The sequence below is a fragment of the Sphingobium fluminis genome, assembly GCF_037723805.1.
GTDB lineage: Bacteria > Pseudomonadota > Alphaproteobacteria > Sphingomonadales > Sphingomonadaceae > Sphingobium.
Genome location: NZ_JBBJUK010000004.1, coordinates 264121 through 283660 on the forward strand (window position 1 = coordinate 264121; position 19540 = coordinate 283660).

Annotated in this window: 17 protein-coding genes; 6 read left to right on the forward strand and 11 right to left on the reverse strand. The window is 62.0% G+C overall.

The genetic code is table 11. From position 1 onward, the window contains the following. Window positions 1-70: 70 nt before the first annotated feature. A complete protein-coding gene (wecB, locus tag WG907_RS13360) occupies window positions 71-1183 on the reverse strand; it encodes a non-hydrolyzing UDP-N-acetylglucosamine 2-epimerase (protein ID WP_340233462.1) in 1113 nt (370 codons plus the stop codon). Between the two features lie 159 nt (window positions 1184-1342). On the opposite strand from wecB, the gene WG907_RS13365 reads away from it, so the two are divergent. Further along, a complete protein-coding gene (locus WG907_RS13365) occupies window positions 1343-2647 on the forward strand; it encodes a UDP-glucose dehydrogenase family protein (RefSeq protein ID WP_340233464.1) in 1305 nt (434 codons plus the stop codon). 128 nt (window positions 2648-2775) lie between these two features. Here the strand turns inward: WG907_RS13365 and WG907_RS13370 are convergent, their stop codons facing one another. Further along, window positions 2776-3627 carry an ABC transporter permease gene (locus tag WG907_RS13370; RefSeq protein WP_340233465.1) on the reverse strand — a complete coding sequence of 284 codons (852 nt, stop codon included), beginning with the start codon at window positions 3625-3627 and terminating at the stop codon, window positions 2776-2778. Between the two features lie 115 nt (window positions 3628-3742). On the opposite strand from WG907_RS13370, the gene WG907_RS13375 reads away from it, so the two are divergent. Further along, window positions 3743-4432 (forward strand): GcrA family cell cycle regulator, encoded by a 690-nt coding sequence (locus tag WG907_RS13375; protein WP_340233466.1) that lies wholly within the window; start codon window positions 3743-3745, stop codon window positions 4430-4432. Window positions 4433-4503: 71 nt separating this feature from the next. Here the strand turns inward: WG907_RS13375 and WG907_RS13380 are convergent, their stop codons facing one another. After that, window positions 4504-5364 carry an outer membrane protein gene (locus WG907_RS13380; RefSeq protein WP_340233468.1) on the reverse strand — a complete coding sequence of 287 codons (861 nt, stop codon included), beginning with the start codon at window positions 5362-5364 and terminating at the stop codon, window positions 4504-4506. A gap of 152 nt (window positions 5365-5516) precedes the next feature. Between WG907_RS13380 and parE the strand changes: the two genes are divergently transcribed. The 3 genes from parE (at window position 5517) to WG907_RS13395 (ending at window position 10164) form a co-directional block, all read left to right on the forward strand. Then, a complete protein-coding gene (gene parE, locus WG907_RS13385; protein ID WP_340233469.1) occupies window positions 5517-7493 on the forward strand; it encodes a DNA topoisomerase IV subunit B in 1977 nt (658 codons plus the stop codon). A gap of 16 nt (window positions 7494-7509) precedes the next feature. Next, window positions 7510-8868: a serine hydrolase gene (locus tag WG907_RS13390; protein ID WP_340233470.1), complete on the forward strand. Its 1359-nt coding sequence runs from the start codon at window positions 7510-7512 to the stop codon at window positions 8866-8868. Between the two features lie 339 nt (window positions 8869-9207). Next, the gene (locus tag WG907_RS13395; RefSeq protein ID WP_340233471.1) at window positions 9208-10164 is read left to right on the forward strand and encodes a phosphatase PAP2 family protein; all 957 of its coding nucleotides are present in this window, start codon (window positions 9208-9210) and stop codon (window positions 10162-10164) included. A gap of 345 nt (window positions 10165-10509) precedes the next feature. Here the strand turns inward: WG907_RS13395 and WG907_RS13400 are convergent, their stop codons facing one another. The 8 genes from WG907_RS13400 to uvrC form a co-directional block, all read right to left on the reverse strand. Next, window positions 10510-11301 carry a LysR family transcriptional regulator gene (locus WG907_RS13400; protein WP_340233473.1) on the reverse strand — a complete coding sequence of 264 codons (792 nt, stop codon included), beginning with the start codon at window positions 11299-11301 and terminating at the stop codon, window positions 10510-10512. Continuing rightward, complete coding sequence (gene apaG / locus WG907_RS13405) at window positions 11298-11696, reverse strand: Co2+/Mg2+ efflux facilitator ApaG/CorD (RefSeq protein WP_340233546.1); 399 nt, start codon at window positions 11694-11696, stop codon at window positions 11298-11300. The genes WG907_RS13400 and apaG overlap by 4 nt, the downstream gene beginning before the upstream one ends. A 34-nt stretch (window positions 11697-11730) precedes the next feature. After that, window positions 11731-12939: a trans-sulfuration enzyme family protein gene (locus WG907_RS13410; RefSeq protein WP_340233475.1), complete on the reverse strand. Its 1209-nt coding sequence runs from the start codon at window positions 12937-12939 to the stop codon at window positions 11731-11733. Window positions 12940-12977: 38 nt separating this feature from the next. Further along, the gene (leuB, locus tag WG907_RS13415; protein ID WP_340233477.1) at window positions 12978-14021 is read right to left on the reverse strand and encodes a 3-isopropylmalate dehydrogenase; all 1044 of its coding nucleotides are present in this window, start codon (window positions 14019-14021) and stop codon (window positions 12978-12980) included. A gap of 49 nt (window positions 14022-14070) precedes the next feature. Next, window positions 14071-14805: a DNA repair protein RecO gene (gene recO, locus WG907_RS13420; protein ID WP_340233479.1), complete on the reverse strand. Its 735-nt coding sequence runs from the start codon at window positions 14803-14805 to the stop codon at window positions 14071-14073. Between the two features lie 56 nt (window positions 14806-14861). Next, window positions 14862-15071 carry a hypothetical protein gene (locus tag WG907_RS13425; protein WP_340233481.1) on the reverse strand — a complete coding sequence of 70 codons (210 nt, stop codon included), beginning with the start codon at window positions 15069-15071 and terminating at the stop codon, window positions 14862-14864. Between the two features lie 487 nt (window positions 15072-15558). Further along, complete coding sequence (locus WG907_RS13430; RefSeq protein WP_340233483.1) at window positions 15559-16308, reverse strand: hypothetical protein; 750 nt, start codon at window positions 16306-16308, stop codon at window positions 15559-15561. A gap of 21 nt (window positions 16309-16329) precedes the next feature. Beyond that, complete coding sequence (gene uvrC / locus WG907_RS13435) at window positions 16330-18246, reverse strand: excinuclease ABC subunit UvrC (protein ID WP_340233485.1); 1917 nt, start codon at window positions 18244-18246, stop codon at window positions 16330-16332. 172 nt (window positions 18247-18418) lie between these two features. On the opposite strand from uvrC, the gene WG907_RS13440 reads away from it, so the two are divergent. After that, window positions 18419-19474, forward strand: coding sequence for an NAD(P)-dependent alcohol dehydrogenase (locus WG907_RS13440; protein WP_340233486.1), 1056 nt, complete (start codon window positions 18419-18421; stop codon window positions 19472-19474). The last annotated feature ends 66 nt before the right edge of the window (window positions 19475-19540 follow it).

The window sequence follows — 19540 nt, forward strand, 5'->3', positions numbered from 1 at the left end:
ACCCCTAAATTGGTCTCTGATGGCAAGATAGGCTCCTGCCTGCACGAGAATTTCGAAGCACCGGATCGAGCTATCCCGCCGCAATCACCGCCGCGATTCGCTCCGCCGCCTTGCCGTCACCGAACGGGTTATGTGCTCGCGCCATCGCGCCATAGGCGTCTTCGTCGTCCAGCAATGTCAGCACTTCGCGCACGATGACATTGCGGTCAGTGCCCACAAGTTTCGCCGTCCCCGCTTCCACGCCTTCGGGCCGCTCGGTCGTCTCGCGCATCACCAGCACCGGCTTGCCCAGCGACGGCGCTTCCTCCTGCACCCCGCCGCTGTCGGTCAGCACCAAATGGCTCATGTCGAGCAATCGCACGAAATGCGGATAGTCGAGTGGCTCGATCATCGCCACATTGGTCAGCCCGCCGAGCACCGTATCCATGACCGGACGGACATTGGGATTGGGATGCACAGGAAAGATCACCGCGACATCAGGCCGCGCCGCGATATCGGCGATGGACCGCGCAATCGCCTCCATTCCGCCGCCGAAATTTTCGCGCCGATGGCTGGTGACGGCAATGATCCGCTTGCCCGCGAACCGCGCCGCCAGTTCGTCCAGCCCGGTCGCCAGCGCCGGATTGGCCACAACCCGCTCGCGCGTCGCCAGCAGCGCGTCGATCACCGTGTTCCCCGTCACATATATGCCGGCCGCGTCGCGATTTTCTTTCAGCAGCGCGTCGGCCGCCGCCTGGGTCGGCGCGAAATTCATGTCGGCGATGCACGCCACCACGCGGCGGTTCACCTCTTCGGGCCAGGGATGATGGATATCGCCGCTGCGCAAGCCCGCCTCGACATGGGCGACCGGGATCTTGCGATAATAGGCCGCAAGGCTCGCCACCATCGTCGTCAGCGTATCGCCATGCACGACAACGCGATCCGGACGCTCCACGTCGAACGCCTTGCCCAGTTCGACGATCAGCGTCGCGGTCAGCCCGTCGAGCGTCTGGTTCGGCGTCATCACGTCCAGATCAATGTCGGGCGTCACCCCCGCAATCTCCAGCACCTGATCCAGCAATCCGCGATGCTGCGCCGTCACGATCACGCGCGTCTCGATATCGGCGCGGGCGCGCAGGGCATGGATCACCGGGAACAGCTTGATCGCCTCAGGCCGGGTTCCGAACACCAGCGCAACCTTCATCAATCACTCCTTCATGCACGCGATCGTCGGCCTTGACAGGCAATGGTATACAGCCGCTGAACAGCGATCAAATATCGATGTTGCAACGCAACGAATTGATATCCTGACGGGCTATGTTAGAGCCGGGCCGGAAACTGATGTGGCGGAGCCGGAATCCTCATGAAAATTGCGATGATCGGCACGGGTTATGTGGGCTTGGTGTCGGGGGCCTGTTTCGCCGATTTCGGTCATGATGTCGTTTGCGTGGACAAGGATGCGGGGAAGATCGCGGCGATCGAGGCGGGGCGCATGCCGATCTTCGAACCCGGCCTCGACACGCTGGTCGGCTCCAACGCGGCAGCCGGGCGGCTGACCTTCACTACCGACCTCGCCCAAGGCGTCAGGGGCGCGGATGCGATCTTCATCGCGGTCGGCACGCCGTCGCGCCGGGGCGATGGCCATGCCGACCTTTCCTATGTCTATGCCGCCGCGCGCGAGATCGTCGAGGCACTGGACGGCCCGGCGGTCATCGTCACCAAATCGACCGTGCCCGTCGGCACCGGCGACGAAGTCGAGCGGATCGCGCGCGACCTGCGCCCCGATCTCGCCATCGCGGTCGTCTCCAACCCCGAATTCCTGCGCGAAGGCGCGGCGATCGGCGACTTCAAGCGGCCCGACCGCGTCGTCGTGGGCACCACCGGCGACGAGCGCGCGATCGGCGTGATGAGCCAGATCTACCGCCCGCTCAGCCTCAACAAGGCGCCGCTGATGTTCACTGGCCGGCGCACCGCCGAACTCATCAAATATGCCGCCAACGCCTTCCTCGCGACCAAGATCACCTTCATCAACGAGATGGCGGACCTGTGCGAGGCGGTCGGCGCGGACGTGCAGGACGTGTCGCGCGGCATCGGCCTCGACAATCGCATCGGCAGCAAATTCCTGCATGCAGGGCCCGGCTATGGCGGCTCCTGCTTCCCCAAGGATACGCTGGCGCTGGTCAAGACCGGCCAGGATTACGACACGCCGATCCGCATCGTCGAGACGGTGGTGCAGGTCAACGACCTGCGCAAGCGGGCGATGGGCCGCAAGATCGTCAAGGCATTGGGCGGCGACGCGCGCGGCAAGACGGTCGCGCTGCTCGGCCTCACCTTCAAGCCCAACACCGACGACATGCGCGATGCGCCCAGCCTCGCCATCGTGCAGGCGCTCGAGGATGCCGGCGCACGCATCGTCGCCTATGATCCCGAAGGGATGGACGTTGCCGCGCCGATGATGCCGAACGTCACCATGGCGCGCGATGCCTATGCCGCCGCGCAAGGCGCCGACGCCGTCGTCCTCGTCACCGAATGGGACATCTTCCGCGCGCTCGATCTCCCGCGCCTCGCCGCCGCCGTCCGCTCGCCCGTTCTCGTCGACCTGCGCAACATCTATCCCGCCGCCGACGTCACCGACGCCGGCTTCGCCCTGACCCGCATCGGCGGATGAGGATCAGGCCCATTGAGGCGCAGCGGCGCTTCCCTCGCGTCCGTCATTGGGCGCTGGCCTTCGCTCTGCTGACGCTGCTGATGCTGATCGTGCCGGTCATCGCCGCGTTCGCCTGAACGGCGGCGCGCTCAGGCCTTGATCTTCCACCCCCTGCGCAATGCTACATAGCATGCCGCGCCGAGTAACAGATTCAGCGCGAGAATGACCACCGCTCCGGTCGGCACATTGCTGTCCGCGCGCGACAGGAAACCATAGCGGAACCCCGAAATGATGTAGAAAAACGGGTTGGCGTGGCTCAGCGTCCTGAACAAGGGCGATAGCCGGTCGATCGCATAGAATGTACCCGACAGCAGCGAAAGCGGCGCGATCACGAAATTGGAAATCGCCGCAGCATGATCGAACTTGTCCGCCCAGATCGCGGTGAGCAGGCCGACGAATGCGATCAGCATTGACCCGCCGATGCCGAACCAGGCGATTGCCCAAAGGTGGATCGGCGTCACATGAACACCCGGCCACAGCGCCATCGCGATCCATAGCGCGATGCCCACCGCGCAGGCCCGCGTTACCGATGACGCGACCAGCGCAAACAACATTTCGCCAGCGGAAATCGGCGGCATCAGATAGTCGATGATGGTCCCCTGCATCTTGCCGACAAGCAGCGAAAAGCTGCTGTTCTGGAAGGCGGCCTGCAACATGCCTGTGCCCACGATCAGGCCCGGTGCGATGAAATCGGCGAAGGGAACGCCGAGCACCGTCCGGCCCGCGCCGCCCAGCGCGATGGAGAAAATCACCAGGAACAGCAGCGTCTGGATCGCGGGCGCCCAGATCGTCTGAAGCTGCACCTTCATGAACCGGCGCACTTCCTTTTTGTACAACGCATAAGTGCCGGGCCAGTTGACGTTGCGGATCACCTTGACGCCCGGTTCGTGAAACGGCGCGGGGATCGCCAGGGACTCTGCAATTTTGGACTGGTTGTTCATGATGGGATCGACTATCGGCTGGCGTTAAGCGCCGCAAGGGCGTTGTGCGCGGCTTTGCAAGCGCGCCTTCGCTTCCCATATAGGAAGCGATCAAGAGATTTTGAGGAGTTTTTCATTGTCCTGGACCGACGAGCGAATCGACCAGCTCAAGGCGATGTGGGAAAAGGGCCTGACCGCCAGCCAGATCGCGGAAGAGCTTGGCGGCGTTAGCCGTAACGCGGTGATCGGCAAGGCGCATCGCCTTGGCCTGCAATCGCGTCCCTCGCCGGTGAAGGCGAACGAAGCACCAAAAAAGGCGGTGCCACCGCGCAAGCCGGCCGCTGTCGCCACGCCCGAGCCCGAAGCGCCGCGGCCGGCCGCGACGCCGGTTTCGGCACCGGAACCTGCGCCCGTCCGCGCGGCCGCGCCGGTCGATCCCGACGCGCCCGAACCAGCCGTCGATTCACCCCCGGTGCCAGCCGCGCCCCAGCCGCGAATCGTTTCGGTGGGCCCCGGTGGTTTCCTGCGTCAGGGCCCCGGTGACCAGCAGGCACCCATTCCGCCCGCCCCGCCGCGCCGGCTCGTCCCCGCCAAGCCAAGCGCCGAGATCGCCGGCAAAACCAGCCTGCTCGACCTGACGGAGCGGATTTGCAAATGGCCGCTCGGGCATCCGGGCGAACCCGACTTCCATTTCTGCGGGGAGCAGGTCAATCCCGGCTTCCCTTATTGCGTCGAACATTGCGGCCGCGCCTATCAGGCGCAATTGCCGCGCGGCACCCGCCGTCCGCCCCCGCCATTGCCATTCGGTGGCCCGCGGGTTCGCTGAGGGGCCGAAACGATCGCCATTGAAAAGGGCCGGCCTCCCATGGGAAGCCGGCCCTTTTTCTGTGCGTTGGCTCAGAAGCGGAAGCTGGCGGTCGCCATCACGCTCTGCGTATCGAACTTGTCGCCACGGCCGATCTCGGTGGTGCCCGACGGCGTGATGATGAAGGGATTGGTCGCCGTGGCCGTACCCCGCGAGACATTCACATTATAATCATTGGTCTTGTAGCGGGTCCAAAGATAGCGCGCACCGATCGAGAAATTGGGTGCGACCTTGGCTTCGACACCGCCACCCATGGTCCAGCCCCAGGCGTCTTCCTTGCGGTTGGATTCAGTGAAGGCGTTGCCCGTATTGGCGGCCGTATTGGTGGTCGAAAAGCTGTTCTTGACCTTGGCATAAGCGAGGCCGCCGGTGATATAGGGCATGACGCCGCCCGACGTGGTGTAGCCGACGCGCGCGCGCAGATTGCCGTTCCAGTCGATCCGGCGCGTCATCGTATAGCTATGCGGCGTGGTGGAAAACTCGGTCACGCTGTCGCTGATATAGGCTTTGCCGCCTTCGGCCACCACACCGGCGACCAAGCTGCCGAACTGCATGTCATAGCCGACATGTCCCATCCAGCTGATCGCGTCCTTGTCGCCATTACAGCCATCGCCAGGATTACGGCCACGCGCCGCGCCACCGCACGTCCCGCGTGAAAAGGCGTCCGCGCCCGACCCGCTCAGCCGCACAACATCGTTATAATTACCGTCGGCGTTGGTATCGAACCGAAGATGCTCGGCATTGTCCTTCTTCTGGAAGGTATAGCCGAACGATCCACCGACATAAGGGCCGGTCCAGTCGACGCCGCCGCTATCGCTCTGCGCCATGGCGGGCGTCGCCGCCAGAACGAGCGCAAGCGTGGCGCCAAGCGGCGCGATCCGAGTAAACTTCATGAAAATGTCTCCTGCCCAAGGGGTTGATATGCCCTGCCCGCCCTAACGACCTGCCCCTTCCTTAGTTTCCATGGCGCCTGTAACATTTTATTGCTGGGTGCCCGGGACGCGCTCCGCTTGCGCCCGCCACGCCCGCCCTTATACCTCGTCGCATGTCCGATGATCTGTTTGCCAAACAACCCACCTCCTCCCCCGGCTATGACGCCTCCTCGATCGAGGTGCTCGAAGGGCTGGAACCCGTCCGCCGCCGCCCCGGCATGTATATCGGCGGCACTGACGAGCGCGCCTTGCATCACCTCGCATCGGAAGTGCTCGACAACAGCATGGACGAGGCCGTCGCGGGCCACGCCACGCGGATAGAAATCACGCTGGAACCGGGCAATCGCCTGACCATCACCGATAATGGTCGTGGCATCCCGGTCGATCCGCATCCCAAATTTCCGGGCAAATCAGCGCTGGAGGTTATCATGACCACGCTCCATTCGGGCGGTAAATTCACCGACAAGGCCTATGCGACGTCCGGCGGTCTGCATGGCGTCGGCATCAGCGTCGTCAACGCGCTGTCGATCGTCACCGTCGTCGAGGTCGCCCGTAACAAGGAACTGTTTCGCCAGAGCTTTTCGCAGGGCCTGCCCACCAGCGGTCTGGAAAAGGTCGGCGCCGCGCCTAACCGGCGCGGCACGTCCGTCACCTTCATCCCCGACACGGAAATTTTCGGCGAACAGAAATTCAAGCCGGCGCGGCTCTACCGCCTTGCCCGCTCGAAAGCCTATTTGTTCGCGGGCGTCGAAATCCGCTGGAAATGCGCGCCCGAACTTCTGTCTGACGATACCCCGCCCGAAGCGGCGTTCCAGTTTCCCGGTGGCCTTGCCGATCATCTGAAGGAACAGGTTGGCGGCCGCGAATGCGCGACCAGCGCCTTTTTCTCGGGGAACCAGGATTTCCCCGGCACCGCCGGCCGCGTCGAATGGGCGGTGGCTTGGCCGCTCTGGTCCGACGGCAGCTATAGCTGGTATTGCAACACCATCCCGACGCCTGATGGCGGCACCCATGAAGCGGGCCTTCGCGCCGCGCTGGTCAAAGGCATCCGCGCCTTCGCCGAGCTTGTCGGCCAGAAAAAAGGCAAGGACATTACCGCCGACGACATCATGACGTCATCGGAAATCATGCTGTCGGTGTTCGTCCGCGATCCGCAATTCCAGAGCCAGACGAAGGACCGTCTAACCTCCCCCGACGCCGCGCGGCTAGTCGAAAATGCCGTGCGCGACCATTTCGACCATTATCTGACCGACCATATGGATCGCGGCAAGGCGCTGCTCGCCTATGTTGTCGACCGCATGGACGAGCGCCTCAAGCGCAAGGCGGAAAAGGAGGTCAAGCGCAAGACCGCGACCAGCGCGCGCAAGCTGCGCCTGCCCGGCAAGCTGACCGACTGCTCCACCGACGATCCCGAAGGCACCGAAATCTTTCTGGTCGAGGGCGATTCGGCCGGCGGTTCGGCCAAGCAGGCACGCGACCGCAAGACGCAGGCGATCCTGCCACTGCGCGGCAAGATCCTCAACGTCGCCTCAGCAAACAACGCCAAGATATTGGCAAATCAGGAAATTGCCGACATGATCCTCGCGCTCGGCTGCGGCACGCGCAAGGATTGCAACCCCGATCAGCTCCGCTACGAACGCATCGTCATCATGACCGACGCCGATGTCGACGGCGCGCATATCGCGACACTGCTGATGACCTTCTTCTTTCAGGAAATGCCCGAGTTGGTCCGGCGCGGCCATCTCTATCTCGCCCAGCCGCCGCTCTACCGCATCGTGTCGGGCGGCAAGAGCGTCTACGCCAAGGACGACGCCCATCGCGAGGCGCTGATGAAAAAGGAGTTTAAGGGCAAGAAAGTCGAGGTCAGCCGCTTCAAGGGGCTTGGCGAAATGAACCCGATGCAGTTGCGCGAAACCACCATGGACCCCAAAACCCGCAGCATGATCCGCATCACCCTGCCCGCCGATGTCGAGGAACGCGCCGGGGTGCGCGATCTGGTCGACCGGCTGATGGGCACCAACCCCGCCCACCGCTTCGCCTTCATCCAGGAAAACGCCGCCGCCGTGGACGAGGAAGCGATCGACGCATGAGGAGCGCGTGATCGCCATGTCCTCCCAGATAACCCCTCCGACCTGTTCTCCTGCGAAAGCAGGAGTCCAGGGTGCCAGATCACCCACCCGGCCCTGGCCACCTGCTTTCGCAGGAGCACTGCTCGCGATATGGCTCGCCCTCTTCTCCCTCCCCGCCTTCGCGCAACCCACCCCCGCCTATCACTCCCGCGCGCAGCAACTCGTCCGCATCCTGTCCGCGCCCGGTCAAGAGGCAGACTTCTTCTCCGACCTCTTCCTCAAGGCCGTACCCACCGAACAATGGCGCGCCGTCGCCGCCGATCTGCGCCAGCAGAATGGGAAGCCGCTCGCGCTGGGCGCGGTCAGGCAGGATGGCGCCACCGCCGGCCAGGTCGAAATCCGCTATGAACATGCAACCATCGGCTTCATACTGGTCGTAGCCCCCGCCGCGCCCAATCGCGTGATCGGCCTTCGCATCGTCGGCGTCGCCCGCGCCAATGACAGCATGGACAAGGTCATGGCGGAACTCGCCGCCCTCCCCGGCCACACCGCCTTCGCCGCCGCGAAGCTCACCGACGCCGGCCCGCAACTGCTCCACGCGCGCGCGCCAGACGCGCAGATGGCGACCGGCTCATCCTTCAAACTCTATATCCTCGCCGAAGCGGCCCGCGCCGTCGCGGCAGGGGACCGACACTGGTCCGATGTCCTCCCCCTCGCGCATAAGAGTTTCTCCGGCCGCCTGATGACCTACCCCGACAATGCGCCGATGACGCTGCACAGCCTCGCCGCCGCGATGATCGCGGAGAGCGACAACAGCGCTGCGGATTCGCTGCTGTGGGCGCTCGATCGCGACAAGGTGGATGCGGTGCTCGCCGAGACAGACCACGCCAGCCCGGACAAGGCGCTACCGCTGCTCACCACAGCGGAAGCCTTCGCCCTCAAAATGCCCGTCAATGCGCCCTTGCGTGCCCGCTATGCCGAAGCCTCGCCCGCCGCCCGCCGCGCCCTGCTGGGCGACAATGCAGCGCGCCTCGCCCCCTCCGCGATCGACATCGGCAGCATCGCCGAAACCCCCACCGCGATCGATCAGATCGAATGGTTCGCCTCGCCGATGGACGAGATCCGCCTGCTCGACCATCTGCGCCGACAGGACGGCGAGGCACTCGCGATCCTCGCCATCAACCCCGGCATCGCCCCCGCCGATGCGAAACGCTGGGCGTATCTTGGCTACAAGGGCGGCAGCGAACCCGGCGTCATCGCCATGAACGCCCTCGCCCGAGCGAAAGACGGCGGATATTATGCGGTCAGCGGCATCTGGAACGATCCGGCGGCGCGGGTCGACGACGCAAAGTTCGTCGCGCTGATGACGCGGGCACTCAACTTGCTGTCGGAGTGACGCGGGTATGCGGCTAACTTGGGTGGGTGGCGGACTGTCGGCTTTGGATGAAGTACGGTTCAATAGCAGCCTGACGGAAAACCCTGAACTTGGGTCGTCGCTCATATATCCAGTCTGACGGTGTTTCTCATCGAAAATAGGGCAATCGGACCGAAAATCAGGCCTTATAGAGGGTATGCCACGATCATGTAGTTCCCCTCAAGGCCAAAGATGTCGGTCATCGACAGAACATTTATTCCATCTAGCTTCGACTTTCATAGCGATGTGGAACGGAAATTAAGGAATTCTTATCCTCGTTTTTATAATATGCCATAGCTAACGCCAAAGGGGAATGGCATAATGGCGCATCAAAATCTTGCGATTGACCGGCCATGCCTGTGGATTTCCCTGCTGACTGTCCTCCTAATTGCCTTCGTTCCATTTAGTGTAATAGGGTTTAAACTCAGCCCTTTTATACTTATATGGAGCCTAAGCGTTCCCTCTGCTTGGTCCACAATTGCATTTTTGTTGAATCAATATTCCGATAAGCATAATTTGACAACAGCAGCGGAAGGTGTTGCGCAACTTTCTATCATAGGTCTTATAGGAATAATGACGGTCTATTCAGCCTCAGTATTTAATATGCCGCTGGTAGATAGGCAGCTATTAATAATAGATCAGTTTATTAATTATGATTGGAAATCATTTTCGGAATTTTGCTCGTCAAGGCCTTGGTTAATTAAAATTCTTAAATCTTCTTACAGCACCAACATATCTCAAGCCCCTATAATAGCGATTGCGCTATGTTTTTTCGAACGGCAGGATAAATTTCAAAGATTTGCGATAGCCATGCTGATCGGTTCATTATTAACATCCATAATTTTCTTATTATTTCCTGCTACTACGGCATGGACATATCTTAATCAAGAAAGATTAGCCAGATTTGTTAGCGACGAATTACCTCTTTCCAGTAGCGGTTGGATACACGATCTAAATGTCTTGCGAGATGGCGGAGGAAGACTAATCCTTGGAGCATCAGGCATTGTAGCTTTCCCGAGCCACCACTGTGTGACAGCGCTGCTCAATATTTGGGCCTGCTGGTCGTTCAAATATGCGCGCATTCCTGTTTTAATCTTGAATATATTTATGATCGTATCGGCATTGATATGTGGGGGGCACTATATGGTTGACCTCTTGGCGGGTGTAGCGGTTGCACTGGCATCAGTCGCGCTAAGTCAGCAGATTTACGGTTGGCTACTTAATATTCATCTGCCGCAACAGTGGTATCAGCTTGGCCCGCAACCACGGGCGCTGTAAGCTGATGCCAGTTTTTTCCAACTTACTGAAAATCAGGTGTTGTCCGTCAGGTCCGCTTCGGAGCGCGGCACAAAGTCGATCAAATGACAACTTTTGGTTGAAACCCGCCTCATACAACAGTGGCCAAATCATCAGGCCAGCGCCGAAAAATATCCTATTTCTCTCAACTTCCGCATTCGCCGCTGCCCTATCGGCTCACGGTCATGCCAGCATAGCAACGCTCCTTGAAAATGTCCGAATGACTCGCGCCCGCACTCACGCGCGCTGCGTGTCACTTGTGTCACCCAAATCCTATACAGATGCGCCATCGCGGCAAGCCGCCGCCCACAGGCGACGTCGTGGGAATTACGCCGTCAGCGCCTCGACCAGCGCTTTGACCTTCTTCTGCCGCCATTGCGGCATCGGCGCGATCAGCCAGTAGGACAAGGGGGAGGGCGACGCCTCGCCAACAACGCGCACCCGGCCCGAGGCGATATCCGCCTGCGCCAGCAGCGATGGCACGCTGGCCCGGCCAAAACCGTTCGCCGCCGCCTCGATCGCCAATCCCGCATCCGCGACCCGGATGGTCACCGGCTCGTCGCCATGAGGGCAGCCTGGCCATTCGATCCGGTGCGCGGGGCCACCGGCCGCCGCCTCCAGGGTCACGAACGCCGCCTCGCCGATCCGCACGCCCTCATGCTCGCCGGCCGAATCGGCCAGACGCAAGGCAAGGTCCAGATTGGCCTCGGTAAAATCGAGCGCCTCATCGGCCGCGATCAGCTGGAACCGCAGGTCGGGCTGTCCCGAAGCATAGGCGGCGAGCCGCGCCTGGAGCCATTTCGCCGTGATGTCACGCGGCGCGGCGATGGTCAGCGCCAAACTCGCTTGCCCCGCCTGCATCGCGCGCACGGCTTCCTCGAACTCCAGAAAACCGGCCCGCAGCGCGTCCAGCCCCGCCTCTGTTTCCGGCGTCAGTTCCAGCCCCTTGGGCGTCCGGCGGAACAGGACGACGCCCAGCATATCCTCCAGCGCGCGGATCTGCTGACCCACCGCCGCCGGTGTAACAGCCAGTTCGTCCGCCGCTCGCGTGAAGGACAGATGCCGCGCCGCCGCGTCCAGCACGCGCAGGCCGTTCAGCGGCAAATGCGTCCGCTTCATTCCGCCACCGCCGGTGCGATCAGCGCGAATCCCGGAATGGCGATATCGAACGTCGCCCCGTCCGCGCCCAGCATATGATAGCGGCCCTTCATCGACCCGGTCGGCGTGTTGAGCGGGCAACCGGACACATAATCATAGCTTTTGCCGGGCTGCACCACCGGCTGCTCGCCAACCACGCCGTCGCCATCCACCCGATGCTGCGCCCCGCGCCCGTCGGTGATGACCCAATGGCGGGTCAGCAACTGTACCGGCTGACGTCCGATATTCTCGATGCGGATATGATAGGCCCAGAACCAGCGTCCTCTGTCCGGCTCCGACTGTTCGGGCAGGAAGGTGACGGCGACATGCACCGTGATGTCATGCGTCGTCGCATGGAAAGGAAACAGGGCGTTCATGGACAACAGAGATGCGCCCGGCAGAGCCGATCCGTCAACGCCCTATCGACGCCAGCGCCTTGTCGAGATCGGCGATCACATCGTCCGGGTCTTCAAGGCCGACATTGAGCCGCAGCATGTCCTCGGTCACGCCGATCTCCAGCCGGGCCTCCTCCGCCATCCCATAATGGGTGGTCGATGCCGGATGCGTCATCAACGATCGCGAATCGCCGATATTATTGCTGATGTCGACCAGTTCCAGCCCGTTCAAAAGCCCATGCGCTTCCGCCCTGCCACCGCCGACATAGAGCGAGAATATCGGCCCGGCCATCGCCATCTGCGTCATGGCGAGGCCATGCTGGGGGTGGCTTTCAAGGCCGGGATACAGCACCTTGGCGACGCGACCTTCCAGAAACGCGGCGACCTTCAGTGCATTCTCGCTCTGCCGCCGGATGCGCAGGTCGAGCGTCTCCAGCCCCTTGAGCACCACCCAGGCGTTGAACGGCGCGAGCGTCGGCCCGGTATTGCGATGGAAAGGCAACAGCGTGCCAGTGATCCACTCTTCCGTCCCACAGACGGCCCCGGCCAGCACGCGCCCCTGCCCGTCCATCATCTTGGTGGCGCTATAGGCAACGACATCCGCGCCGAAATTCATGGGGCGCTGGAGAGAAGGCGTCGCGAACGCATTGTCTACCACACTGGTAATGCCATGGGCCCTGGCCAGACCGCACACCGCCGCCAGGTCGACGATATCCATGGTCGGGTTCGCCGGCGTTTCGAAGAAGAAGACTTTCGTATTCGGCCGGATCGCCGATTCCCAGGCACCGACATCGCGGCCGTCGACTGTCGTCGTTTCGATGCCGAATTTGGGTAGCAGCGAATCGGTCAGCCACCGGCATGAGCCGAACGCCGCCTTCGCCGCGACGACATGGTCGCCCGCCGACAACTGACACAGTAACGCCGCCGTCATCGCCGCCATGCCCGTGGCGGTGGCGCGGCAGGCTTCCGCGCCTTCCAGCAGGGCGATGCGTTGCTCCAGCATCTCGACCGTCGGATTTTGCAGGCGCGAATAGGTCATGCCCTGCTGCTCGCCAGCAAAGCGCGCTGCGGCATCTTCGGCCCGATCATAGCTGTAACCACTCGTCAGGAACAGCGCCTCCGACGTCTCCCCCCACTCGCTCCGTGCAGTGCCGCCCCGGATCGCCAGCGTCGCCGGCTTCCAGTTCTTCGTGATGTCGGGGTTCTGCCCGCTCTTGCGCTTCATCTTGCCCTCAAATCATTTGCCCGGTCAGGCTTCACCTATCAGAGTACCGCCAGCACAGCGTCGCCCATCTCGACCGTTGTCATGCTGCCGCCCAGATCGGCGCTGCGCGCACCGTTTGCGAGCGCCTTGCCCACAGCTGCTTCGATCCGGTCCGCCTGCGCCCCAAGGCCCAGCGAGTAGCGCAGCATCATCGCCGCCGACAGAACCGTTGCCAGCGGATTGGCCTTGCCTTGGCCCGCAATGTCGGGCGCGGACCCGTGAATGGGTTCGTACAGCCCCTGACCGCTGCCGTTGAGTGTGGCTGACGCCAGCATGCCGATCGAGCCGACGCACATGCTGGCCTGATCGGACAATATGTCGCCGAACATATTACCGGTGACGATCACGTCGAACTGGCCGGGATTGCGAACCATCTGCATCGCGGCATTGTCGACATACATGTGGCTGAGCGCGACATCGGGATATTCCGCAGACACCTCGATCACCACATCCCGCCAAAGCTGGCTGGTTTCGAGCACATTGGCCTTGTCGACCGAACATAGCTTTCCCCGCCGCGCCTGCGCCGCCTGAAAGCCGCTATGTGCGATCCGGCGGACTTCCGCCTCGTTGTAGGACATGACGTCATAGCCTTCGCGCAAGCCATCGACGGTGGTGCGAAAGCCCTTTTCGCCGAAATACACGTCACCATTGGTCTCGCGCACGATCAGCAGGTCGATCGCGCCCGCCACTTCAGGCTTCAGCGCGGACTCGCCCGCCAGTTCGGGGAAAACCTTCGCCGGGCGCAAATTGGAAAACAGGCCGAGTTCTTTGCGCAGACCCAGGATCGCCTGTTCCGGCCGCAAGTGCCGCTCCAGCGCGTCGCAGCTCGGATCGCCGACGGCGCCGAACAGGATCGCGTCCGCGCGCTTGGCCAGTTCCAGCGTTTCGGGCGGCAACGGATGCCCGGTGGCCTTGTAGGCCGCACCGCCGACCAGTCCGTCCTCATAAGTAAGGTCTTCGATCGCCAGCGCGTCGAGTACGCGCTTGGCCTGCGCGACGATCTCGGGACCGATACCGTCTCCGGGCAACAGGGCGATCAACATGCCAGCACTCCTAATATCCAGTCGCCGCGCCTTATGAAGCTGCCAGCCATCACGCAACCGCTCTTTTCAGCCGTTCGACCAGCCTCTCGCGCGCAGCGAGCACGTCCGCGCGCCCCTCCGTCAGGACGGAACGCTCCAGAAAGAAGCCGGTCAGCCTCAAGCCATCGATGATATCGTCCCAGTCGGCCGGCTCGCCCGTCAGCATGAAAGGTGGCAATCGAAGCAGTCGAGTTTCGTACCCCGTGGCGGCGGCAAGGCTCACGGCCGCGGCGCTACGCGGGCTGACGAAAGCAAGATCCGTCGTCGCCCCTGTCGCAACGCAACGCGCCAGATCGAGCCCAAATCCGAGCTCCGCGAGCAGGAGCAATTCGTAACGGACGAGCGCAACCGCCCACCCACGCGCCGCCGGCGCTGCCTCCACCGCAGATAGAAGCCCACCCAGCGCCTCGTACAGGGCCGGACAGGGCACCGATTCGGGCAGGGTCGCCGCCGTAAGCGCACAGGCCCAGTCGATCGCCGCCGCCGGCAAAGGTTCGGCCAGCAATGGCGCGCGGCTATGGCCGAGCTCGACCGTCAGGCTGGCCAGTTGCTCGTCCGAGCGCACTCGAAATTCCGCCTTGACCAGATTGCCAGGCAGTAGCACCGGCCTGAGCGCACGCGATCGCGCGCCTCGCACATAGCCGGCCATCAATCCTTTATCAGGCGTCAGCAACCGCGCGACGCCGCCATGTTCGCCATGATGGCGAAGGGCGCACATGATCGCGCAGGTGATGAGTGCAGCCATGCTTCGCTTTAGTCGCAGACAGCGCCCGCCGCTATGCGAAGCCGTTTCTCACCAGCCTATTTCGTCGAATATTGACCGGATTCGGCATTCCAATGCTGGCGAGCGAACGCCTTCGCCGCTGCCATCGTCGTGAACTTTTCATCCTGCAGGGTCGCGGTGACGATGGGATAGCCCTGCGAATTATAGCGGGTATCACGCACGGTCAGGCGATAGCCGCCTTCTTCATCCTTGCTGATCAGAAAGGGCTTCAGGATCTCACGGCTCATCGGGGCATCTTCCTTCGGGCTTGAAAATAAAGCGCCGGGCAGAGCTGATGCCCTGCCCGGCGTGGACATGTTTAGCCGAGCATGTCGGCGATGATCTGCTTCAACTCAGCGTTTGACAATGTGCCATCGGATGCCCCGTTCGCGGAGGAGCGCGACGCGCCGGCGCGTAACGCGCGGCCAAAGCTGGCGGAAAGAGTAGGTCGAGAAATAGAAGAATTTGAAATTTGCATGTAATCCTTGCGGCCAGTGCCGCGACTTTTGGTAAGACGCACCATCCGATGACGGCGCGACGCTGGTCAGTCTTGGAAGAGAGCCATGATCGACGGGAAGCTAGCGCTTCGCAGAAGGCTTCCGCCGGCGTAGTTTCGCCGCGAGGAAGCGTCATAGATCGTCATGAATGACGTCAGCATCGCTCTTATAGCTGCTCTTCGCTCATTTTGCAAATGCGAGGGACCGTCGCGCCCGCTGCGTCGCCCGCCGGGGGTTTCTAGGGCGCAATCAAGGCGCTGCCTTCTGCTGTAAAGTTCTTCAGAATGTTGGCCGAAAACCCGCCGTCTGGGCGCTCTGACAGGCGCACTATTCCTCCTCCGACAGCAAAACGCGCGCTGCCGTCAGCATCTCTCCTGATCGTGGTATAAAAGCCGTTGCCGTCTTGCTGACTGTTGGCCGATATAATCGTAGTCAGATCCACGGACGTCTTGTGCCATTTTCCGACACGATGTTCGACATGGAGCAGTGCAGGCAGTCCGGTGACCGGTCCCGGTTTCACAGACAGGCCCTCGCTTCCCGCGGCAGTGCTGGACAGAAAGCTCTGTACGGCCAGTCCGTTAGTGAACGCGGAATAGGTGACCTTCTGGCCGGGGGATGAACAGCTTGCCGCCCAGCCCCTCCTGCCTAAAATCGGCGCGCACCAGAATAACTTTGCGCCGTTTGCCGCGGCATCTCCAACGCTCATCGGAATTCCGTAGACGGCTTGGCCCGCCAGAAAGATTGGCGTTTTAAATTTCACCTTTCCGAACATCGCTGTCTGGTGGACGTCATTCTCGACCCGGCCCGTCCAGCCATAGCTGAAATCCTCCTCAATAATAACGGTGAAGGGAGGTCCCTCTGCCGCCTTCAGGCTTGGTCGATGGATAAAACGGAACGGGCTACCAGAGAGAGCGGGCACGCTGTTGGCCGACTGGGTCGATCCACCTGTGGCGTTGAGACCGGCTGCCACTGTAATCATGCCTGCCATCCACCGCTTCATCGCTGACCCTCATCCATTGAAATAATCAAACACCTGCTGCGCCACCGCCCTCGACACACCGGGCGCCCGCAGCAGGTCCTCCAGTGCGGCGCTCTTGACCGCCTTCGCCGTGCCGAAATGCATCAGCAGCGCCTTCTTGCGCGACGGGCCGATGCCGGGCACTTCGTCGAGCGAGCTGACCGTGATCGCTTTGCTGCGCTTGGCTCGGTGCGCGCCAATCGCAAAGCGATGCGCCTCGTCTCGCAATCGCTGCATATAGAACAACACGGGATGATTCAGCGGCAGAATAATCTCCCGCCCGTCCATCAGGTGAAAGACCTCTCGCCCCTCACGGCCATGATGCGGCCCTTTGGCGACGCCGATCATGCAGACATCCTCGATCCCAAGATCCTCCAGCATGGAACGCGCCGCGGAAAGCTGGCCCTTGCCGCCGTCGATCAGCACGAGGTCGGGCCATTCGCCGCCGTCGCGATCCGGGTCTTCTCGCGCAGCGCGCCCGAACCGCCGCTCGAACATCTCGCGCATCATCGCGAAATCGTCGTTCGATATTTCGGGATTTTTCATATTATATTTGCGGTAGGCGCTTTTGCGAAAGCCCTCGGGGCCAGCCACCACCATCGCACCCAATGCGTGAGCACCCTGGATATGGCTGTTGTCATAGATTTCGATCCGGTCCGGAACGCCCTCCAGCCCGAAAATCTCCACCATTTCATCCAGCACCTTCGCCTGCGTCGTCGTTTCCGCCAGCCTGCGGTCGAGCGCTTCCACCGCATTGCGTTGCGCCTGCTTTATCAGGCGAATGCGATCCCCTCGTTGGGGCACTTCGATCTTCACCCGGCTGCCGATACGCTCGGTCAGGGCCAGCGCCATCAGCTCGCATTCGGCCGGGTGGCGGTCGGTCAGCACGAGCTTGGGCGGCGGCACTTCTTCATAAAATTGCGCCATGAAACTGGCGAGCACTTCATCCTCAGCCACTTCGGCAGTGTGAACCGGGAAAAAGCTGCGATGGCCCCAATTTTGGCCGCCGCGGATGAAGAAAGCCTGGATGCACATCGCCCCGTTCTTCGTTGCCAGCGCGAAAATGTCGGCATCCCCCAGCCCTTCGGCGTTGATCGCCTGGCTGCCCTGAATGAAGGTCAGCGCCTTCAGCCGGTCGCGGACCACGGCGGCCTGCTCGAAATCCATCGCGTCCGACGCCGCCTGCATCGCCGCGCCCAGCTTTTGCTGAACTTTGGTGGATTTGCCGCCCAGAAAATCCTGCGCATCCTGCACCAGTTCGCGATAACCCACATCATCAATCCGGCCGACGCATGGCGCGGAGCAGCGCTTGATCTGGTACAGCAGGCAAGGCCGCGACCGGTTGGCGAAAAAGCTGTCGGTGCAACTGCGCAGCAGGAACAGCTTTTGAAGCGCGTTGATCGTCCGCGTCACCGAGCCGGCGCTGGCGAACGGGCCGTAATAGCGCCCCTTCGCCTTGCGCGCGCCGCGATGCTTCTGGACGCGGGGGAAATCATGATCCTCGCGCAGCAGGATAAAGGGAAAGCTCTTATCGTCGCGCAGCAGGACATTATAGGGCGGCCGGTATCGCTTGATCAATTGCGCTTCCAGCAGCAACGCCTCCGCCTCGCTGTTGGTAGTGACGATCGTCATCGACCGGGTTTGCGCGACCATGCGCTGCAACCGTCGCGGCAAGCGATCGACTTGCGTATAGTTAGCGACCCTGTTGCGCAGCGCGCGGGCCTTGCCGACATATAGCACGTCACCCCGCGCATCCTGCATGCGGTAGACGCCCGGTCGGGTCGGCAGGGTATTCAGCGTAGTCCGGATCGCGGCGACCCCGGCGTCGATATCCGGCACCCCCTGTCCACGGACGGTATAGCTGGCCTTGTCTTCGTTGAAGCGATCCGGGGACTGTGGGGAGGACATGGCCAACAGATAGCGGTGGCGGCTGCGATGGCAATGGGTGGCCGGCAGGGGAGCGATATTAGGCGCAATGGTTGATCCGGCCCGCCAGCATCCTATCTCCCAGTCGCGCCATGAATAAGGGCGGACACCTCCGCGCACGCCCTCGCGCGCTCATATCCGGAAAGGGTCACTCATGACTGTCAAAGCCTTCGGCGCCCATGCAGCCGAAAAGCCGCTCGAACTGATCGAAATCGAACGCCGCTCCGTTGGCGCGCACGATGTCCAGATCGCCATCGCCTATTGCGGTATTTGCCATTCGGATCTGCATCAGGTCCGGTCTGAATGGGACGGCACGCTCTACCCATGCGTACCCGGTCATGAAATCGTCGGCCATGTCACCGCCGTGGGACCGCAAGTGACCAATTTCGTTGTCGGAGACGCGGTGGGCGTCGGCTGTATGGTCGGCAGTTGTCAGAAGTGCCCATCGTGCGACGAAGGACTGGAGCAATATTGCACCGGCGGTGGCCTTGTTGGCACCTATAACGGGCCGACACCAGATGCACCGGGCCACACGCTTGGCGGCTACTCGCAAAGCATCGTCGTCGACGACAAATTCGTGCTCAAGATCGGTCATGGCGAGGACCAGCTTGCCGCGGTCGCGCCGCTGCTGTGCGCCGGCATCACGACCTGGTCCCCGTTGCGGCACTGGAATGTCGGACCGGGCAAAAAGGTGGGGATCGTCGGCATCGGCGGGCTTGGCCATATGGGCGTGAAGCTTGCCCACGCGCTGGGCGCTCATGTCGTCGCCTTCACGACTTCAGAGAGTAAGCGTCAGGACGCACTGGACCTTGGCGCGGACGAAGTCGTCGTATCGCGCGAACCCGATCAGATGACGGCACATGCGGGCAGCTTCGATTTTATCCTGAATACCGTCGCGGCAAGCCACGATCTCGATGCCTTTACCATATTGTTGAAACGCGAAGGCACGCTCTGCCTCGTCGGTGTGCCGGAGCATGCTCATCCGTCACCATCGGTTGCCTCTCTGATCTTCGGTCGTAAGGCGATTGCCGGCTCGCTCATCGGCGGTATCGCCGAAACGCAGGAAATGCTCGATTTCTGTGCCGAAAAGGGCATTGTTGCCGACATTGAGATAATCGCGGCCCAGGACATCGATCGGGCTTACGACCGGATGCAGAAAAGCGACGTCAAATATCGATTCGTGATCGACAACGCCACGCTTGCGGCCTGACCGGCAGGCGATCTCCAGTCGCCCGTTGCAATGTAACGGGCATAAAAAAAGGGCTGGCGCATCATC

Excerpts from the sequence above, each read along its gene's own strand:
- wecB (WP_340233462.1), bottom strand. The coding sequence starts at position 1,183 with ATGAAGGTTGCGCTGGTGTTCGGAACCCGGCCTGAGGCGATCAAGCTG.
- WG907_RS13365 (WP_340233464.1), top strand. The coding sequence starts at position 1,343 with ATGAAAATTGCGATGATCGGCACGGGTTATGTGGGCTTGGTGTCGGGG.
- WG907_RS13370 (WP_340233465.1), bottom strand. The coding sequence starts at position 3,627 with ATGAACAACCAGTCCAAAATTGCAGAGTCCCTGGCGATCCCCGCGCCG.
- WG907_RS13380 (WP_340233468.1), bottom strand. The coding sequence starts at position 5,364 with ATGAAGTTTACTCGGATCGCGCCGCTTGGCGCCACGCTTGCGCTCGTT.
- parE (WP_340233469.1), top strand. The coding sequence starts at position 5,517 with ATGTCCGATGATCTGTTTGCCAAACAACCCACCTCCTCCCCCGGCTAT.
- WG907_RS13390 (WP_340233470.1), top strand. The coding sequence starts at position 7,510 with ATGTCCTCCCAGATAACCCCTCCGACCTGTTCTCCTGCGAAAGCAGGA.
- WG907_RS13395 (WP_340233471.1), top strand. The coding sequence starts at position 9,208 with ATGGCGCATCAAAATCTTGCGATTGACCGGCCATGCCTGTGGATTTCC.
- WG907_RS13400 (WP_340233473.1), bottom strand. The coding sequence starts at position 11,301 with ATGAAGCGGACGCATTTGCCGCTGAACGGCCTGCGCGTGCTGGACGCG.
- apaG (WP_340233546.1), bottom strand. The coding sequence starts at position 11,696 with ATGAACGCCCTGTTTCCTTTCCATGCGACGACGCATGACATCACGGTG.
- WG907_RS13410 (WP_340233475.1), bottom strand. The coding sequence starts at position 12,939 with ATGAAGCGCAAGAGCGGGCAGAACCCCGACATCACGAAGAACTGGAAG.
- leuB (WP_340233477.1), bottom strand. The coding sequence starts at position 14,021 with ATGTTGATCGCCCTGTTGCCCGGAGACGGTATCGGTCCCGAGATCGTC.
- recO (WP_340233479.1), bottom strand. The coding sequence starts at position 14,805 with ATGGCTGCACTCATCACCTGCGCGATCATGTGCGCCCTTCGCCATCAT.
- WG907_RS13425 (WP_340233481.1), bottom strand. The coding sequence starts at position 15,071 with ATGAGCCGTGAGATCCTGAAGCCCTTTCTGATCAGCAAGGATGAAGAA.
- WG907_RS13430 (WP_340233483.1), bottom strand. The coding sequence starts at position 16,308 with ATGGCAGGCATGATTACAGTGGCAGCCGGTCTCAACGCCACAGGTGGA.
- uvrC (WP_340233485.1), bottom strand. The coding sequence starts at position 18,246 with ATGTCCTCCCCACAGTCCCCGGATCGCTTCAACGAAGACAAGGCCAGC.
- WG907_RS13440 (WP_340233486.1), top strand. The coding sequence starts at position 18,419 with ATGACTGTCAAAGCCTTCGGCGCCCATGCAGCCGAAAAGCCGCTCGAA.